Source organism: Thermocrispum agreste DSM 44070 (genome assembly GCF_000427905.1).
GTDB lineage: Bacteria > Actinomycetota > Actinomycetes > Mycobacteriales > Pseudonocardiaceae > Thermocrispum > Thermocrispum agreste.
Window position 1 is genome coordinate 656378 of record NZ_KE386603.1, and the last position, 18608, is coordinate 674985.

The 18608-nt window shown below is 71.7% G+C and carries 16 protein-coding genes; 13 read left to right on the forward strand and 3 right to left on the reverse strand.

Features of this window, described 5'->3' with window-relative positions:
• Window positions 1–8: 8 nt before the first annotated feature.
• Window positions 9–479 carry a GNAT family N-acetyltransferase gene (locus YWY_RS0113140; protein WP_028847977.1) on the forward strand — a complete coding sequence of 157 codons (471 nt, stop codon included), beginning with the start codon at window positions 9–11 and terminating at the stop codon, window positions 477–479.
• A gap of 137 nt (window positions 480–616) precedes the next feature.
• Window positions 617–1294, forward strand: coding sequence for a uracil-DNA glycosylase (locus YWY_RS0113145; protein ID WP_028847978.1), 678 nt, complete (start codon window positions 617–619; stop codon window positions 1292–1294).
• Between the two features lie 233 nt (window positions 1295–1527).
• Here the strand turns inward: YWY_RS0113145 and rpmB are convergent, their stop codons facing one another.
• Window positions 1528–1716, reverse strand: coding sequence for a 50S ribosomal protein L28 (gene rpmB, locus YWY_RS23755; RefSeq protein WP_084609236.1), 189 nt, complete (start codon window positions 1714–1716; stop codon window positions 1528–1530).
• 112 nt (window positions 1717–1828) lie between these two features.
• Here rpmB and YWY_RS0113155 point away from each other — a divergent pair, with 112 nt between their 5' ends.
• The 4 genes from YWY_RS0113155 (at window position 1829) to YWY_RS21920 (ending at window position 10877) form a co-directional block, all read left to right on the forward strand.
• Window positions 1829–3445: a DAK2 domain-containing protein gene (locus YWY_RS0113155; RefSeq protein WP_028847979.1), complete on the forward strand. Its 1617-nt coding sequence runs from the start codon at window positions 1829–1831 to the stop codon at window positions 3443–3445.
• Window positions 3445–5661: an ATP-dependent DNA helicase RecG gene (gene recG, locus YWY_RS0113160; protein WP_084609237.1), complete on the forward strand. Its 2217-nt coding sequence runs from the start codon at window positions 3445–3447 to the stop codon at window positions 5659–5661. The genes YWY_RS0113155 and recG overlap by 1 nt, the downstream gene beginning before the upstream one ends.
• Before the next feature lie 124 nt (window positions 5662–5785).
• Window positions 5786–9154: a pyruvate carboxylase gene (locus YWY_RS0113165; protein ID WP_028847981.1), complete on the forward strand. Its 3369-nt coding sequence runs from the start codon at window positions 5786–5788 to the stop codon at window positions 9152–9154.
• 13 nt (window positions 9155–9167) lie between these two features.
• A complete protein-coding gene (locus YWY_RS21920) occupies window positions 9168–10877 on the forward strand; it encodes an adenylate/guanylate cyclase domain-containing protein (protein ID WP_245566671.1) in 1710 nt (569 codons plus the stop codon).
• Window positions 10878–10883: 6 nt separating this feature from the next.
• On the opposite strand, the gene YWY_RS0113175 is transcribed toward YWY_RS21920, so the two are convergent.
• The gene (locus tag YWY_RS0113175; protein WP_028847982.1) at window positions 10884–12995 is read right to left on the reverse strand and encodes a HelD family protein; all 2112 of its coding nucleotides are present in this window, start codon (window positions 12993–12995) and stop codon (window positions 10884–10886) included.
• A gap of 151 nt (window positions 12996–13146) precedes the next feature.
• Here YWY_RS0113175 and rsmD point away from each other — a divergent pair, with 151 nt between their 5' ends.
• From rsmD to mutM, 7 genes are all read left to right on the forward strand, one after another.
• Window positions 13147–13719: a 16S rRNA (guanine(966)-N(2))-methyltransferase RsmD gene (gene rsmD / locus YWY_RS0113180; protein WP_028847983.1), complete on the forward strand. Its 573-nt coding sequence runs from the start codon at window positions 13147–13149 to the stop codon at window positions 13717–13719.
• 46 nt (window positions 13720–13765) lie between these two features.
• Entirely contained in the window at window positions 13766–14251 is a 486-nt protein-coding gene (gene coaD, locus YWY_RS0113185) for a pantetheine-phosphate adenylyltransferase (protein WP_028847984.1), read from the forward strand.
• A 267-nt stretch (window positions 14252–14518) separates the two neighbouring features.
• Window positions 14519–15253 (forward strand): DivIVA domain-containing protein, encoded by a 735-nt coding sequence (locus YWY_RS21925; RefSeq protein ID WP_051310210.1) that lies wholly within the window; start codon window positions 14519–14521, stop codon window positions 15251–15253.
• 89 nt (window positions 15254–15342) lie between these two features.
• Entirely contained in the window at window positions 15343–15951 is a 609-nt protein-coding gene (locus YWY_RS0113195; protein ID WP_028847985.1) for a YceD family protein, read from the forward strand.
• 80 nt (window positions 15952–16031) lie between these two features.
• A complete protein-coding gene (rpmF, locus tag YWY_RS0113200; protein WP_028847986.1) occupies window positions 16032–16214 on the forward strand; it encodes a 50S ribosomal protein L32 in 183 nt (60 codons plus the stop codon).
• A gap of 12 nt (window positions 16215–16226) precedes the next feature.
• Window positions 16227–17039 (forward strand): ribonuclease III, encoded by an 813-nt coding sequence (gene rnc / locus YWY_RS21930; RefSeq protein ID WP_051310211.1) that lies wholly within the window; start codon window positions 16227–16229, stop codon window positions 17037–17039.
• A 9-nt stretch (window positions 17040–17048) separates the two neighbouring features.
• The gene (gene mutM / locus YWY_RS0113210; protein WP_028847987.1) at window positions 17049–17921 is read left to right on the forward strand and encodes a bifunctional DNA-formamidopyrimidine glycosylase/DNA-(apurinic or apyrimidinic site) lyase; all 873 of its coding nucleotides are present in this window, start codon (window positions 17049–17051) and stop codon (window positions 17919–17921) included.
• Between the two features lie 81 nt (window positions 17922–18002).
• Here mutM and YWY_RS23320 read toward each other — a convergent pair whose 3' ends face one another.
• Window positions 18003–18605 carry a hypothetical protein gene (locus YWY_RS23320; protein WP_028847988.1) on the reverse strand — a complete coding sequence of 201 codons (603 nt, stop codon included), beginning with the start codon at window positions 18603–18605 and terminating at the stop codon, window positions 18003–18005.
• Window positions 18606–18608: the final 3 nt, after the last annotated feature.

The window sequence follows — 18608 nt, forward strand, 5'->3', positions numbered from 1 at the left end:
CTCGATGTGTGCAGATCGTTGCCGTGGCTTACGACCATCCGGATGCGCAGAAGCTGATCGCCGAGGTCCAGCAGGAATACGTCCGGCGATACGGCGACGAGGACGCCACGCCGGTGGATCCGGCCGAGTTCGCCCCGCCGCGCGGCTATTTCGCGGTCGGCTATCTGGACGGTGCTCCGGTGGCGTCCGGCGGGTGGCGGGCGCACGACGGACCGGAGCCGGAGTTCCAGCCCGGCGACGCCGAGATGAAGCGGCTGTACGTCGTGCCTGCGGCGCGTGGCCGGGGACTGGCTCGTGCCATGGTGGCCGAACTCGAGCGGTCCGCCAGAGAAGCCGGGCGGCGCCGCATGGTGCTGGAGACCGGGACCCGGCAGCCGGAGGCGATCGGCCTGTACACGTCGTTGGGGTACCGGCCGATTCCCAAGTTCGGCATCTATCGCTGTGAACCGGGGTCCCGCTGCTTCGGCAAGCTGCTGTGAGCGGGCAACGGCAGATGGTCACGCTTGCCCGGCTGCCCGGCCTGCGGGCAGGGCATCACGTGCCGTGATCGGCCTTGCGATCACCCGGGGCGGGGACCGTGCGGGCGGGCCCGGCGAGCTGGCTAGGCTGTCGGACCATGGCGCCACGACCGCTGCACGAGATCGTCGAAGCCGGGTGGGCCAAGGCACTGGCCCCGGTGGCCGATCGCATCGCTGCGATGGGGGACTTCCTGCGCGCGGAGATCGCCGCCGGGCGTACCTACCTGCCCGCCGGTGACAAGGTGCTGCGTGCCTTCCAGCAGCCGTTCGACGACGTCCGGGTGCTCATCGTCGGGCAGGACCCGTACCCGACGCCGGGGCATCCGATCGGGCTGAGCTTCGCGGTCGCCCCGGACGTCAAGCCGCTGCCCAAGAGCTTGATCAACATCTTCACCGAGTACTGCAACGACCTCGGCTACCCGATGCCGTCCACCGGCGACCTGACACCGTGGGCCGAGCGTGGCGTGCTGCTGCTGAACAGGGCGCTGACGGTGCGCCCGCACGCTCCGAACTCGCACAAGGGCAAGGGCTGGGAGGAGATCACCGAGCAGGCCATCCGGGCGCTGGCGGCCCGGCAGAAACCGCTGGTGGCCATCCTGTGGGGCAGCAACGCCCGCCAGCTCAAGCCGCTGATCGGCGCCGAGCGGTGCATCGAGTCGGTGCACCCGAGCCCGCTGTCGGCGCACAACGGGTTCTTCGGGTCCCGGCCGTTCAGCCGGGCCAACGAGATGCTGGTCGCGCAGGGGGCCGAGCCGATCGACTGGAAGCTCCCCTGACCGTCCGGTACGTGCGGAACCGCGCGCCGGGGCGGGATCCGGCCGCTGACCGAGTGCCGGACCTCGATCCCCGGCGTCGTGCCGGCTCAGGCGAGCGCCGCAGCTTCAGCAGGGAGCCGGGAGCCACACGCGCCGCTTTGGGGTGCCACACGACAACGCCGCCGCCCTGGGGTCAGGACGGCGGCGCCGATGGATCTGTCGTTGTCGAGATCTTGTCAGCCTGGCGGCCCGAACTACCGGGTGACCTTGCCCGCCTTCAGGCAGGACGTGCAAACGTTGAGGCGCTTCCGCTGGGAGATGCCTACGCGCGCGTGCACGGTCTGGATGTTCGGGTTCCACCGGCGGCTGTGACGTCGGTGAGAGTGAGAGACCGACTTGCCGAAGCCCGGCCCCTTGCCACAGACGTCGCACACGGCAGCCACGTCGGAACACTCCTTACGTCTACGGGGATGATCCGCGCAGGTCGCGGACAGCTCACATAGGGTAGCTGGTAGCAGGAACGTCGCCGGAACCGGGGGCCGAAAGGAGCGCGGAGTGTCGACGGGTGGGCCAGCCGCGGTCACCGCCGCTGCCGTCGCTGCCTGGGCGGACGCCGCGGTCCGCGCGTTGCAGGGGCTGTGTGCGGAGCTCGACGCGATGAACGTCTTCCCGGTCGCCGACTCCGACACCGGTTCGAACATGCTGCACACCTTCACCGCGGCCCGTGACGCCCTGCTTGCCGCCGACGATCGCGCCCGGGAGAGCGTGGGCACGGCGCTGGCGACCATGGCGCACGCGGCGGTGTCGGCCGCGCGGGGCAACTCCGGGGTGATCCTCTCCCAGTTCGTCCACGGGCTCGCCGAGGCCTGCGGAGACCGGCCGGAGCTCGACGCGTCCGGGTTGGCGAAAGCGTTCGAGAACGCGGACAGTGCGGCGGCTTCGGCGGTCGTGCGCCCGGTCGAGGGCACGATGCTCAGCGTGCTCCACGCTGCCGCGGAAGCGGCCGGGCGAGCCGACACGTCCGTGCCCGCCGACGTCGCGTCCGCAGCAGCCGACGCAGCGGCCGAAGCGCTGGCCCGCACCCCGGATCAGCTCGCCGTGCTGGCCGAGGCCGGGGTGGTGGACGCTGGTGGCCGCGGACTGCTGGCCGTGCTCGACGAGCTGGCCGCGGTGCTGAGCGGGCGGCCGAGCCCGGCGCGCGGCGACTTCCGGTTCACACCCCGGGGTGGCACCCGCGCGTCCGAGGCGGAGCAGGACCAGCAGCCGTGGGAGGTCATGTACCTGCTCGAGGAGGCCACCGAGGACGCGGTCACGACGCTGAAGGAGGATCTCAGCGCGATCGGCGACAGCGTGACTATCGCTGCGAACGGCGCGGGCACGTACGCCGTCCACGTCCACTGCGCTGACATCGGCGCAGCTATCGAAGCAGGAATGCGTGCAGGCAAGCCGCACCAGGTGCGCGTCGAGTCGCTCACCGGGGCCGCCCGGCCGCGGGACCGATCCGGCAGCGCGGTGCTGGCGGTGGTGTGCGGAGCCGAGCTGGCCGAACTGTGTCAGCACGAAGGCGTCACGGTGCTGGACGTGCGGGCCGGCCACGCGGTGAGCGTGGAGGTCGTCGAGCAGGCCATCGACGAGCTGGCCGCCGACCACGTGACGGTGCTCGCCGCGAGCCGGGAGCTGACCGTCCTCGCCGAGGACGCCGCCGAGCGGGCCAGGAAGCACGGCGGCGAGGTGGTGGTGGTGCCGTGCGCCTCCCCGGTGCAGGTGCTGGCCGCGATCGCGGTGCACGACCCGGAACGCCGTAGCGGCGACAACGTGGTCGCCATGGCCGAGGCCGCGGCGTCCACCAGGCGCGGTGAGCTCAAGCGCGCCGAGCAGGACGCGATCACCTGGGTCGGGCGGGTGGCCGCGGGCGACCTCGTCGGCTTCGCCGACGACGAGGTGGTGCTGATCGCCCCGGCGGACCGGCCGCCGGCCGAGGCGGCCACCGAGCTGCTGGACCTGCTGCTCGCCTCCGGCGGGGAGCTGGTCACCGTACTGCTGGGAGCGTCGGCCCCGGCGGGTATGACAGAAGCCGTGACCAAGCACATGGCGCGGGTGCACCCGGAAGTGGAGCTGAGCATCTACCCCGGCGGGCAGACCGACTCCGTGCTGAGCCTGGGAGTGGAGTAGTGACCACCGCTGACCCCACGCAGTCGCTGCGGACGCCGCTGACCACGCTGGTCGGTGCCAAGTCGGCCAAGCTGCTCGGCAAGGCGCTCGGCCTGCACACCGCGGGGGAGCTGTTGCGGCACTACCCGCGCCGGTACGCCCAGCGTGGCGAGCTGACCGACATCGCGGGCGTGGAGATCGGCGAGCACGTCACGGTGATGGCCCGGGTGATCAAGGCGCACCAGCGGCCGATGCGCAACCGGCGCGGCAAGATCCTCGAGGTCACCATCACCGACGGCACCCGGCAGCTGCAGCTGGCGTTCTTCAACCAGACCGCCTACCACGAGCGCAGGCTGCGGCCGGGCACGATCGGGCTGTTCGCAGGCAAGGTCGGCGCGTTCCGCAGGCACCTGCAGCTGGCTCATCCCGAGTACCAGCTGCTGGAGGACCCCGACGCGGAAGCGGTGGACAAGTTCGTCAACGAGATCATCCCGGTGTATCCGGCTGCCGAAGGCGTGCCGTCGTGGGTGATCGGCCGCTGTGTGCAGCAGGTGCTGGACCTGGTGGACATCGCCGACGACCCGTTGCCCGAGCAGCTGCGCAGCAAGTACCGCCTGCCGACGCTGGCCGAGGCGCTGCGCGGCATCCACCGCCCGGAGGCGATGGAGGACGTCCACCGGGCCCGCGAGCGCCTGAAGTGGGACGAGGCCATGGCGGTGCAGCTGGTGCTGGCCGAACGCCGCGCCTCGGCGAGCCACCGGCTCGCCCCGCCGTGCCCGCCGGTGAAGGGCAAGCTGGCGGACGCGTTCGACGCCCGGCTGCCGTTCGAGCTCACCGAGGGCCAGCGCGAGGTGGGCGAGGTGATCTCGGCCGACCTGTCCCGCGATCATCCGATGAACCGGCTGTTGCAGGGTGAGGTCGGCAGCGGCAAGACGGTCGTGGCGTTGCGCGCGATGACGCAGGTCATCGACGCGGGCAAGCAGGCGGCGCTGCTCGCGCCGACCGAGGTGCTGGCCGCCCAGCACGCGCGGTCGCTGCGCGAGATGCTGGGCGATCTGGGCATCGCCGGTGAGCTCGGCGCCGCCGAGCACGCCACCCGTGTCGTGCTGCTCACCGGATCCATGACGGCCAAGCAGCGCAAGCAGGCGCTGCTGGACACCGCCAGCGGGGCGGCGGGCATCGTCGTGGGTACCCACGCGTTGATCCAGGAGTCGGTCTCGTTCGCCGATCTGGGACTGGTCGTGGTGGACGAGCAGCACCGCTTCGGGGTGGAGCAGCGTGACGCGCTGCGCAGCCGCGGCACGGGCGAGACGTCGCCGCACGTGCTGGTCATGACCGCAACGCCGATCCCGCGCACGGTCGCCATGACCGTGTACGGGGACCTGGAAGTGTCGATGCTGCGCCAGTTGCCCGCGGGACGTTCGCCGATCTCCACCACCGTCGTGCCCGCCCGGGAGAAGCCCGCGTGGGTCAAGCGGGTGTGGGAGCGCCTGGTCGAGGAAGTTGCCAAGGGCCACCAGTGCTACGTGGTCTGCTCCCGCATCGGGGACGACGAGGACGGCGACGACGGTGTCGACGCGGTCGGTGTGGCCGACGAGGAATCCGAGGAGGAAGAAGGCCGCAGGAAGCCGGTTTCCGTTCTCGAGCTGGCCGAGCAGCTGCGTACCGGCCCGTTGCGGTCGGTACGCCTCGGCGTGCTGCACGGGCGCATGCCCGCAGACGAGAAGGACGCCGTGATGCGGGCTTTCTCGGCGGGCGATGTCGACGTGCTGGTGTCCACCACCGTGATCGAGGTGGGGGTGAACGTCCCGAACGCCACCGCGATGGTGATCATGGACGCCGACCGGTTCGGCATCTCCCAGCTGCATCAGCTCCGCGGCCGGGTCGGCCGGGGCGACGTGCCCGGGCTCTGCCTGCTGGTGACCGATGCGCTGGAGGGGACCGTCGCGCGGCAACGGCTGGACATCGTCGCGTCGACGCTGGACGGCTTCGAACTGTCCCGCCACGACCTGGAACTGCGGCGGGAGGGCGACATCCTGGGCGCCGCCCAGTCCGGCCGCCCGTCGGCGCTGAAGCTGTTGTCGCTGTTGCGTGACGAGGACCTCATCGAGCGCGCCCGGCGTGAAGCGCAGCTGATCGTGGCCGACGACCCCACGCTTGCCCGGCACCCCGGTCTGTCCCACCTGGTGAGCGAACTGGTCGATCCCGAGCGTGCGGAATATCTCGAGAAGGTCTGAACCGCCGTTCACGCACTACGGTTACAGGGCGAGCTGAAAGACGGTCACGGGCTGCACGAGCCGCGCGCCGCCCGGCGCGCGGGCGTGCCCGGAGACCGCCGCGACTCGGTGTGAAGGATGATGCATGTTCGACAAGGTGCTGGTGGCCAACCGGGGCGAGATCGCGATCAGGGCGTTCCGCGCCGCCTATGAACTCGGAGCCCACACGGTTGCGGTCTTCCCGTACGAAGACCGCAACTCGCTGCACCGACTGAAGGCGGACCAGGCGCTGGAGATCGGGGAGCGCGGCCACCCGGTGCGCGCCTACCTGTCCGTCGACGAAATCGTCCGCGCTGCGCGGGAGACCGGCGCGGACGCGATCTACCCGGGCTACGGCTTCTTGTCGGAGAACCCGGAGCTGGCTCGCGCATGCGAGCGCAACGGCATCACCTTCGTCGGCCCGTCCGCGGAGATCCTGGAACTGACCGGGAACAAGGCGCGGGCGGTGGCCGCCGCGCGGGAGGCCGGCCTGCCCGTGCTCGCCTCGTCGGAGCCGTCGTCGGACGTCGACGAACTGGTGGACAAGGCCGAGGAGATCGGCTTCCCGCTGTTCGTCAAGGCGGTGGCGGGCGGTGGTGGCCGCGGCATGCGCCGGGTGGACGACCCCAAGCGGCTGCGGGAGGCGATCGAAGCGGCCGCGCGCGAGGCGGAGTCGGCGTTCGGTGACCCGACGGTCTTCCTGGAGCAGGCCGTGGTGGACCCACGGCACATCGAAGTGCAGATCCTCGCCGACAACGAGGGCAACGTCATCCACCTCTACGAGCGGGACTGCTCGGTGCAGCGCAGGCACCAGAAGGTCGTCGAGCTGGCACCCGCCCCGAACCTGGACCCGCAGGTGCGCGAACGGATCTGCGCCGACGCGGTGGCGTTCGCCAGGCACATCGGCTACCGCAACGCGGGCACCGTGGAGTTCCTGCTCGACCGCACCGGCAAGCACGTGTTCATCGAGATGAACCCGCGCATCCAGGTCGAGCACACGGTCACCGAGGAGGTCACCGACGTCGACCTGGTCCAGGCGCAGCTGCGCATCGCTGCCGGGGAGACGCTGGCCGACCTCGGCCTGCGCCAGGAGGCGATCTACCTGCGCGGTGCCGCGCTGCAGTGCCGGATCACCACCGAGGACCCGGCCAACGAGTTCCGGCCCGACGTCGGCGTGATCAGCGCCTACCGGTCGCCCGGCGGTTCGGGCATCCGGCTGGACGGCGGGACCACCCACGCGGGCACGGAGATCAGCGCGCACTTCGACTCGATGCTGGTCAAGCTCACCTGCCGGGGCAGGGACTTCGAGACCGCGGTGCGCCGGGCCCGCCGCGCGGTCGCCGAGTTCCGCATCCGCGGCGTGGCCACCAACATCCCGTTCCTGCAGGCCGTGCTGGACGACCCGGACTTCCGCGCCGGCCGGGTGACCACGTCGTTCATCGAGGAGCGGCCCCACCTGCTCACCGCCCGCGGATCCGCCGACCGCGGCACCCGCCTGCTGACCTACCTGGCCGACGTGACGGTGAACAAGCCGCACGGGCCGCGTCCGAAGCTGATGGACCCGGCCGCCAAGCTGCCGGAATGCTCCGGCGAGCCGCCCGCCGGCTCCAAGCAGAAGCTCGCCGAGCTCGGCCCGGAAGGGTTCGCCCGCTGGCTGCGGCAGTCACCGCAGCTGGCGGTCACCGACACCACGTTCCGCGATGCGCACCAGTCGCTGCTGGCTACCCGGGTACGGACCAAGGACCTGCTCACCGTCGCGCCGGTCGTGGCCAGGACGTGCCCGCAGCTGTTGTCGCTGGAGTGCTGGGGTGGCGCCACCTACGACGTGGCGCTGCGCTTCTTGGCCGAGGACCCCTGGGAGCGGCTGGCGAAGCTGCGCGAGGCGGTGCCCAACATCTGCCTGCAGATGCTGCTGCGCGGGCGCAACACCGTCGGCTACACGCCGTACCCGCTGGAGGTGACGAAGGCCTTCGTGGAGGAGGCCGCCGCGACCGGCATCGACATCTTCCGCATCTTCGACGCGCTCAACGACGTCGAGCAGATGCGTCCGGCCATCGACGCGGTGCGGGAGACCTCCGCGGTCGCCGAGGTGGCGCTCTGCTACACCGGTGACCTGTCCGATCCGTCCGAGAAGCTCTACACGCTGGACTACTACTTGCGGCTGGCCGAGAAGATCGTCGAGGCCGGCGCGCACGTCCTGGCGATCAAGGACATGGCGGGCCTGCTGCGTGCCCCCGCCGCGCACCGCCTGGTGTCCGCGCTGCGGTCGAACTTCGACCTGCCGGTCCACGTGCACACGCACGACACCGCGGGCGGCCAGCTGGCCACCTACCTGGCGGCCATCCAGGCCGGGGCCGACGCGGTGGACGGCGCGATCGCCTCGATGTCCGGCACCACGTCGCAGCCGTCGCTGTCGGCCATCGTGGCGGCGACGGACCACTCCGAGCACGCGACCGGCCTCGACCTGCAGGCGCTGACCGACCTGGAGCCGTACTGGGAGGCGGTGCGCAAGGTCTACGCGCCGTTCGAGGCCGGGCTGGCCTCGCCCACCGGCCGGGTCTATCACCACGAGATTCCCGGCGGTCAGCTGTCCAACCTGCGCACGCAGGCCATCGCGCTCGGGCTGGGCGAGAAGTTCGAGGAGATCGAGGCGATGTACGCCGCGGCCGACCGCATCCTCGGCAGGCTGATCAAGGTCACCCCGTCGTCGAAGGTGGTCGGGGACCTGGCGCTGCACCTGGTCGGCGCCGGGGTCGACCCGGCCAAGTTCGAGGCCGACCCGGCCGCGTTCGACATCCCGGATTCGGTGATCGGCTTCCTGCGCGGCGAGCTGGGCGACCCGCCGGGCGGCTGGCCGGAGCCGTTCCGCACCAAGGCGTTGCAGGGCCGCGGCGAGCCGCGCCGCATGGTGGAGCTGACCGACGAGGACCGGCACGGCCTCGAGCACGACCGCCGCGCCACCCTCAACCGGTTGCTGTTCCCCGGGCCGACCAAGGAGTTCCTGGCCCACCGCGAGCAGTTCGGCGACACCAGCGTGCTGAGCAGCCTGGACTTCTTCTACGGGCTGCGGGCCGGCGAGGAGTACGCGGTCGACCTCGAGCCGGGGGTGCGGCTGCTGATGGAGCTGGAGGCGATCGGCGAGGCGGACGACCGCGGCATGCGGTCGGTGATGGCCACGCTGAATGGCCAGCTGAGGGTGATCTCGGTGAAGGACACCTCGGTGGCGGTGGACGTCCCGGCCGCCGAGAAGGCCGACCGGAACAACCCGAACCACGTCGCCGCGCCGTTCGCCGGGGTGGTCACGCTGGCCGTCGCCGAGGGCGACCAGGTCGAGCAGGGCGACACCGTGGCCACCATCGAGGCGATGAAGATGGAGGCGGCCATCACCGCGCCCAAGGCGGGCACCGTCGAGCGGCTGGCCATCAACGCCGTGCAACAGGTGGAAGGCGGGGATCTGCTGGTCGTGCTGAAGTGAGACAGTGTGCACCGTGGACGACACGGTGGACACGGCCGGCACAGTGGGCACTCCGGACCCGCCCGGCACGCCAGGCATGCCGGGCTCGGCTGGCTCCTCCGGCTCGGCGGGCGCCTCGGGCGTGACGGGCTCATCGGGCTCGGCGGGTCCGGCGGGTGCCGCCGGGCGGGCGCCCCGCGTCCATCCGTTCGGCTCGTGGCTGCTCGGTGACGACGACGACGTCGGCCGGCTGCGGGCGCGCGTTCGCCTGCTGCTGATCGGCCCGCTGTTCGTGGCCAACCTGATCGGGCTGGCCGTGGCCGTCCTGTTGGTCACCTGGGTGGTGCCGGGCCCGGAGGTGTTCACCGCCCAGCTGGCGCCGTTGAACTTCGTCGCGGTCCCGATCTACGTCGGCCTGGCCTGGGTCGCCATGACCGTCACCGGTGTGGTGACCGGGCTGCGGGTGCTGCGCTGGGTGCTGGACAGTGACGCCGAGCCCGCGCTCGACGAGCGGCGGCGGCGCGCCACGCTCCGGCTCCCGCTGGACCTGACGGTGATCCAGGCGCTCGGCTGGGCCGGGGGACTGGTGGTGTTCACCGTGCTCTACGGGCTGGTGGACGCGGAGCTGATCCCGAAGCTGGTCTTCAGCATCCTGCTGTCCGGCACGGTGACGTGCGCGAACTCGTACCTGATCAGCGAGTTCGCGCTGCGGCCGATCGCCGCCAGGGCGCTGGCAGGCGGGCTGCCGGAGCGGCGGACGTTCCTCGGGGCGACGCTGCGCTCCGTGCTGTTCTGGGGCATCGGCTCGGCCGCCCCGGTGCTGGGCATGATGGTCGTCGCCGTCTCGGCGCTCTACGAGCCGGACGTCACCCGCAGGCAGCTGATCATCACCGTGCTGGCGCTGGGCGGCGTGGTGCTGTCCGCCGGTGCGTTCCTGACGGTGATGACCGCGCGGGCCACCATGGCCCCGATCATGACGGTGCGTGCCGCGCAAGCGCGGGTGGAGCAGGGCGACCTGGACGCCGAGGTGGTCGTCTTCGACGGCACCGAGCTGGGCAGGCTGCAGGCCGGGTTCAACGCCATGGTGGCCGGGCTGCGGGAACGGGAACGGGTGAAGGACCTGTTCGGCAGGCATGTGGGGGAGGACGTCGCCCAGGCGGCGCTGACCTCGCCGCTGGAGCTCGGCGGTGAGCTGCACGACGTCGCGGTGTTGTTCGTCGACGTGGTGGGGTCCACCCGGATCGCCGCGACGCGCCCGCCGACCGAGGTGGTCGAGGTGCTGAACCGGTTCTTCGCCGTGGTGGTGGACGAGATCGACGCCCACGGTGGCCTGGTGAACAAGTTCCTCGGCGACGCCGCGCTGGCCGTCTTCGGCGCCCCCACGCCGATGCCGGACGCCGGCCGCCGGGCGCTGAAGGCCGCCCGCAGGATGATCGCCCGGCTGCGCGAGGAGGTGCCCGAGGTGGCGGCGGGCATCGGGGTGTCCGCGGGCCAGGCGGTGGCCGGGTACGTGGGCACGGAGAGCCGCCTGGAGTACACGGTGATCGGCGATCCGGTCAACGAGGCGGCCCGGCTCACCGAGCTGGCCAAGTCGGTGCCGGGCCGGGTGGCGGTCTCCCACCGCGTGCTCGACGGCGCCGACGACGACGAGAAGGGGTTCTGGCGAACCTATCGCCGGGTCACCCTGCGCGGCCGCACCGAGCGCACCAGGGTGGCGATCCTCGCCCGGCGGTCGCGCCGGTGACGGCGGCTACCGCTCCGGCAGCCACGACGGGTCGGAGGCGATCACGATCAGCTGCTGGGTGGCGCGGGTGAGCGCCACGTAGAGCACGCGCCGCCCGGTGACCGATTCGTCGATCAGCTCGCGGGGCTCGATGACGACGACCGCGTCGTACTCCAGGCCCTTGGCGTCCAGGCTGCCCACCACGCGCAGCCGGTCGTCGGCCATCGAGGCCAGCCACTGCCGCACCGTGGCGACCCGGTCCATCGCGCTGATCACCCCGACCGTGCCCTCCACCGCGTCCAGCAGCTCCTTGGCCGCGTGCCGCACCTCGTCGGCCCGGGAGGCCGGGCCGACCTGGCGGATCTGCGGCTCGATGCCGGTCTGCCGCACCGCACGCGGCAGGTCGTCGGGCTCGGCGTGCTCGGCGACCACCCGCGCGGCCAGCGCGAAGATCTCCGCTGCGTTGCGGTAGTTGGTGCGCAGCGTGTAGCGCCGCCGGGTGGCCTTGCCGAACGCCTCGGCCGCGGCTTGTGCGGCCTCCCGCGGGTCGGGCCACGAGCTCTGCAACGGGTCGCCGACGACCGTCCAGCTGGCGTACCGGCCGCGCCGGGCGACCATCCGCCACTGCATCGGGGACAAGTCCTGCGCCTCGTCGACCACGACGTGCGCGTACTCGTCGTAGTGCTCGGGCCGCCGCCTGCCGGGCTCGGGCTCGGCGTCGGGCGCGGCGGAACGCCGCCGCTTCGGCTTGCCGACCAAAACCCGCAGTTCGTCCAGCAACGCCACGTCGGCCACCGACCAGCCCGCCGAGGAGTCCGCCCACGAGCGGCTGAGCATCCGCACCTCGTCCGCGGTGAGCACGTTGCGGGCCGCACGTGCCAGCCGCTCCTCGTCGGCCAGCCAGCGCAGGATCTCGGTCGGCCGCAGTTCGGGCCACCACACCACGAGGAAGCGGTGGAAGTCGATCCGCTCGCCCAGCTCCATGATCAGCTGGTGCCGGGCGGCCGGGGTCAGCTCGCCGCCGTCGTCCTCGGCGTGCTTGGCCGCCACGTCCGCCAGCGCTTCCAGCAGCATTTCCGCCGCGACCACCCGCGAGCGGTTCGGTGGCCCGCCGCGCGCGTGCACCCGCTTGCGGACCTTCTCCAGCTGCTCGGTGTCCAGCCGCAGCACGTCACCGCGGTAGGTGATGCGCATGTGCGTGGGAACGCCGGGCGGGGTGTCCCGCACCGCTCGCTGCAGAACCTTGCGCATGCGCAGCGACCCCTTGACGGCCGCGACCGGCGCCGGGTCGAAGCGCTCGGCCTTGACACCGTCCAGCAGCGTGCCGAGCGAGCGCAGCTCGGCGTCGGTCTCGCCCATGGACGGCAGCACCCGGGAGATGTAGTTGGTGAACACGTCCGACGGGCCGACCACCAGCACCCCGGCCCCGCCCATCCGCCTGCGGTACCGGTAGAGCAGGTAGGCCGCGCGGTGCAGGGCCACCGCCGTCTTGCCGGTGCCGGGACCGCCGGTGATCTCGGTGACGCCCTGCCACGGCGCCCGGATGACCTCGTCCTGCTCCTTCTGGATGGTCGCGACGATGTCCCGCATGTGCTCGCCGCGGGCCCTGCCGAGCGCGGCCATCAGCGCGCCCTCACCGACCACGGCCATGCCTTCCGGCAGCGCCTCCGGCATCAGCACGTCGTCGTCGATGTCCAGCACGCGCTGGCCGGAGCAGCGGATGGCCCGCCTGCGCACGACGTCCATCGGCTCCTCGGCGGTCGCCTGGTAGAACGGCGCCGCCGCGGGGGCGCGCCAGTCGGTGACCAGGTTGTTGAACTCCGCGTCGCGGATGCCCAACCGCCCGACGTAGACCACGTCGCCGCTGCTTGCGTGGTCCAGCCTGCCGAACACCAAGCCCTCGTACTCGGCGTCGAGCCGCTGCAACGTCTGGCTGGCGTGGTAGACCATCATGTCGCGCTCGAAGAGCATCGACGCTTGCTCGAAGACGGCTTCGCGTTGTGCCCCGTGGCCCATCTGGTAGCCCTTGGCCAGCATGTCCTCCGCCTGGGCGCGCAGCTCGGCCAACCGCTCGTACACGCGGTCGACGTGGGCCTGCTCGAGCGCGATTTCAGCCTTCCGGATCCGGGATTCGGACACCGCGCTCCTCGAGATGCCAGTGTGTGGGACGGAGAAAGACGAGCATACGCGGTCGGTGCGGGGCGGCGAGCACGTGCCGGGGGTAATCGCCGCCTGCGGGGAGCGGACCCGGCCTGGCCGCGCTGCCCGCGCTGCGCCAGACTCACCGACCATGACGCGGATCGTTGCCGGACGGGCGGGTGGCAGGCGGCTGCGAGTGCCCGCGCGCGGCACCCGCCCCACGTCGGAGCGGATTCGTGCGGCGCTGTTCAACGCGCTGGAAGCCGCCGGCGAGGTCGCCGGGGCCCGCGTGCTCGACCTGTACGCCGGTTCCGGCGCGCTCGGACTGGAGGCGCTGTCCCGAGGGGCCGCGGACGCGGTTTTCGTCGAGTCGGATCGCCGTGCCGTGGAGGTGTTGCGGGCGAACGTGCGTGCCCTCGGCCTCGGCGGTTCCGTCCGGCACGGCACCGTGCGGCAGGTGCTCGAGGCGGCGGCGGCCGAGCCGTTCGATCTGGTGGTGGCCGACCCGCCGTACGGAACGCCGGACGTCGAGCTGCGTGCGGTGCTGACGGCGTTGGTCTCCGGCGGCTGGTTGACCGCACACGCCCTGGTCGTCGTGGAACGGGCCAGCCGGGACGGGGCGGTGGACTGGCCGCCGCAGTACCGTCCGGTGCGCGTCAAACGCTACGGCGACACCGAGCTGCACTGGGCCGAGCTGGCGGCGGAGGGGGCAGGCGCGCCGTGACGTGGATCGCGGCGAAGGCGTCCGCGGGCTGGGTAGGCTGCTCGCCATGCGACGTGCGGTGTGCCCCGGCTCCTACGACCCGGTGACCAACGGCCATCTCGACGTCATCGAGCGAGCCGCGACCCTGTTCGACGAGGTCGTGGTGGCGGTGCTGATCAACCGCAACAAGAAGGGCATGTTCGACATCGACGAGCGGCTGGCGATGCTGGCCGAGGTGACCTCGCACCTGCCCAACGTGCGGGTCGACTCGTGGCACGGGCTGCTGGTCGACTACTGCACGGCCAACGACATCCAGGTCATCGCCAAGGGCCTGCGGGCGGTCAGCGACTTCGACTACGAGCTGCAGATGGCGCAGATGAACCGCAGGCTGTCCGGGGTCGACACGGTGTTCGTGTCCACCAGCCCGGAGTACAGCTTCCTGTCCAGCTCGCTGATCAAGGAAGTCGCCACGCACGGCGGCGACGTCACCGGGCTGCTGCCCGAGGCGGCCAAGCGCTGGCTGCTGGAGCGGGTCGCCGAGCAGTCGTCGTGATGCGGCCGGACCCGGGGGCACGGTGCGCCCGGCCTCGCCTGCTCGCCGACGGCCTCGGTCGCACCGCGGGTGTGTCCCGGGCGCCCGCGTGCTGACGGCCGCGGCCGCGACTCGTACGCCCCCGGCTCGACCCGTCCGGCGCCCGCCCGGCTCGCTCGGTCAAGCGTGACACGCCCAAGGAGGCGCCACCTGCACGGATTTCGTGTGCGCAGCGGGCAAACTTGACCACAGTGACAGCCGCTGAAGTCGCCGGCCAAGGGAGTTGCTGTGTACCGGGTGTTCGAGGCCCTCGACGAGCTCGTGACGATCGTGGAGGAGGCTCGCGGGGTACCGATGACGTCCAGCTGCGTCGTGCCGCGCGGGGAAGTCCTTGAACTGCTCGACGACATCCGCGAGGCCTATCAGCCCGAGCTGGACGACGCCCAGGACGTGCTGGACAAGCGCGACGAGATCCTGGAGTCGGCACGCACCGAGGCGGAGCAGACGCTCAGCTCGGCTCGGGAAGAGGCCGAGCGGCTGGTGGCCGAGGCCCGCGCGGAGGCCGAGCGCCTGGTGTCGGAGGCCCAGGACAGGGCGAACGAGATCCTGGCCGAGGCGGACGCGGAAGCCGACCGTGCGGTGGCCGCGGGACAGGCCGAGTACGACAGCCTGACCAGCCGCGCCCGCGACGAGCACGACCGGATGCTGCAGGCGGGCAGGGAAGCCTACGAGCGGTCCGTGCAGCAGGGCATGGAGGAGCAGGCCCGCCTGGTGTCGGAGACCGAGGTGGTGCAGGCCGCGCACGCCGAGGCGGCGCGGCTGGTGGACGAGGCGCACGCGGAAGCCGAGCGGCAGCGCTCGGAGTGCGACGCCTACATCGACGGCAAGCTGGCCGAGTTCGCCGACCTGCTGGACCGGACCCTGCGCTCGGTGGACCAGGGCCGGTCCCAGTTGCGCGGCGGCTCGTTCGCCTCCAGCTTCGGCCACAACGGCTACCACTCGGAGCACAGCGGCTACCGCTGAGGGCCCTCGGGGCGCCGGTGCGGCCGGACGCCGCGCGAAGTGCGCACAGGTAGCGCAGCGGCAGGTACGCAGGCGTACGCTTGGCGTCAATGTCCGAAGAACGCAGCACCCGCAGGAATCCGGTTCCGGACGCCAGGAACCCGTGGGTGGTCGACACCCAGGAGCTGGGCCGCAGCCCCGGAGCCAGCCAGCGCCTCGAGCGCACCGTGCCCGCCGAGACCGCGGTGGGCTTTCCCGACGTGATCGAGGTCCCCGTCGGCGCCCCCTACCGGCTCGACCTGCTGTTGGAGTCGGTGGTGGAGGGCGTGCTGGTCAGCGGATCGGTCACGGTGCGGGCAGCCGGGCAGTGCTCCCGCTGCCTGGACCCGATCGAGGAGGAGATCGCGGTCGAGCTGACCGAGCTGTTCGCCTACCCGGACTCCACCACCGAGGCCACCACGGAGGAGGACGAGGTCAGCCACGTGGTGGACGACATGGTGGACCTGGAGCCGGTGGTCCGGGACGCGGTCGTGCTGGCCATGCCGCAGGTTCCGCTGTGCCGCCCGGATTGCCCTGGTCTGTGCCCCGATTGCGGTCTGAAGTGGGTCGATCTCGAGCCGGATCACGGCCATGAGAAGATAGATCCTCGGTGGGCGGCCCTTGTCGAACGGTTTTCCGGATCGAACAGCAACGGGTCCGCGCCAACAGACAGCAAGTGACGACGTGGGGCGCGATCAGCGCGCAGTCCCAGGGTGTGGTGCCCAGGGTGCCCATGAGTGAGACTTGAGGAGTAGTAACCGTGGCCGTCCCGAAGCGGAAGATGTCGCGCTCGAACACGCGGTCCCGCCGCTCGCAGTGGAAGGCGGCGCCGGTGCACCTCGTGCCGTGCCCGAACCGTGCGTGCAAGGAGCTCAAGCCGCGTAACGTGGCCTGCCCGGTGTGCGGGCAGTACGCGGGTCGACAGGTCGTCGAGCCGGCCTGATCGGGGTAGGTCATGGCGGGGAATGGTGTGCGCGGCCCGAAGGCCGACCCCGCTGAGCTGCTGGCCGCTCTGGGGGTCGAGATCAAGCCGGACCTGCTGACCCTGGCCCTGACGCACCGTTCGTACGCCTACGAGAACGGTGGCCTGCCGCCGAACGAGCGGCTGGAGTTCCTCGGCGACGCGGTGCTGGGCCTGGTGATTACCGATCACCTGTACAACGAGCACCCCGACCTGCCGGAAGGGCAGCTGGCCAAGCTGCGCGCCAGTGTGGTCAACATGCAGGCGCTGGCCGGTGTCGCGCGTGGGCTCGGCAAAGGCGGCCTCGGCGCGCACCTGCTGCTGGGCAAGGGTGAGGAGCTCACCGGTGGCCGGGACAAGGCGAGCATCCTGGCCGACGGGCTCGAGGCGATCATCGGCGCGGTCTACCTGGAGCACGGCATCGAGGTGGCGCGCAAGCTGGTGCACCGGCTGTTCGACGACCTGCTGGCGGAGGCACCGCTGCGCGGTGCCGGGCTGGACTGGAAGACCAGCCTGCAGGAGCTGACCGCGTCCGCCTCGCTCGGCGTGCCGGAGTACCGGGTGGTGGACACCGGGCCCGATCACCAGAAGGAGTTCTCGGCGACGGTGCTCATCGCCGGCGAGCCGCGTGGTGAGGGCCGTGGCACGACGAAGAAGGAAGCCGAGCAGAACGCCGCGGAGATGGCGTGGCGTTCGCTGACCGCCGAGCTCGAGGCCGGCAAGGACAGCGAGGACGCCGGCAACCCCGGCGGCGACAAGGAGCAGGCCGGCGGCAAAGCGCAGCCCGGCGCCACGACCGGGCAGTAGCGGTTCGGCATGCCCGAGCTGCCCGAGGTCGAGACGGTCCGTCGTGGGCTGGCCGAGCACGTCAGCGGCCGGACCATCCGCAGTGTGGACGTGCTGCACCAGCGAGCGGTGCGGCGGCACGTGCTCGGTGCGGTCGACTTCGCCGGACGGCTGGCCGGCCAGCGCATCGACGCGGTGCGCAGGCGCGGCAAGTATCTGTGGCTGGAACTGGCCTCCGGCGAGGCGGTGGTCGGTCATCTCGGCATGAGTGGGCAGATGCTGGTGCGCTCGCCCGGCGTCCCCGACGAGAAGCACCTGCGTGTGCGACTGCACCTGGACGACCGGCCCGGAGCGGCGCGCGAGCTGCGCTTCGTCGACCAGCGCACGTTCGGCGGCCTTCTGCTGGACGAGCTGGTCGAGGTCGACGGAACCATGGTGCCGTCGAGCATCGCGCACATCGCGCGCGATCCGATGGACCCCGCATTCCGGCTGCCGCACGTGGCCAAGGCCATGCGCGCCAAGCGCACCGAGGTCAAGCGCGCGCTGCTGGACCAGACCCTGGTCAGCGGGATCGGCAACATCTATGCGGACGAGGCGCTGTGGCGGGCGCGGATGCACTGGGCGCGGCCGACCCAGCGGCTGACCCAGAAGCAGGCCGAGCTGGTGCTGCGGGAAGCCACCGCGGTGCTGATGGACGCGTTGCGGGCGGGCGGCACGTCGTTCGACGCTCTCTACGTCAACGTCAACGGTGAATCCGGCTACTTCGACCGGTCGCTCAACGTCTACGGCCGCGAAGGCGAGCCGTGCCGTCGTTGTGGCTCACCGATCCGGCGGGAACGGTTCATGAACCGCTCGTCCTACACCTGCCCGCGCTGCCAGCGTAGGCCACCGCGACGCCGCTGACTGCCCGGACGAGAAGCGCACGGCCACGCCCGGCGCACTGACACGCGCTTGCTGAACCGGCGGCCAGACGGCCGAACCGGATCAGCGGCGCGAGCTGCTGCTTCCCGAGGGCGTCGCGGTGTTGGACGCCGTGGACGTACCGCCGCCGGGCGGCTCCGGGTCCTCCGTCTCACACGGTTCGTCGCACGGCGGATCCGTCGGGCCGGTGCTCGGCGGGTCGTCCGGGGTCGTCGTGGTGGGTGGATCGTCCGGGGGCGTCTTGGTGGTCGTCGTGGTCGGCTTCGACGGTTTCGTGGTCGTGGTGCCGCCCGTGGAGGTCGTCGGCAGATCCTCGGACGTGTCCGCCGGGCGGTCCGGCTTCGGCGTTCCCGGGGCGTCCTCGTCCTCGGTCGTGCTCGTCGTGGTCGGGGTGGTGCTCGGGGCGAGGTCGCCACCGTGTGCCGTCCCGCTGATCTTGACCGTGGTCTCCTCCGGGGTCGGGTTGCCTGCGATCAAGCCACCCCCGGCGCCCCCGTTGGGCTCGCGCTGGAATTGCTGCACGTTCTTCTCGGCGACCGGGGCAGTCGGGCTGGCCAGCACCGCGATCCCGGCGAACGCGGTCGCGGTCACCACACCGCTGGCCAGCAGCGCCAGGTAGCTCGCGCGCCGTGGCCGGGTCGCCTCGGCCGGGGGCGCGACCGACACTCG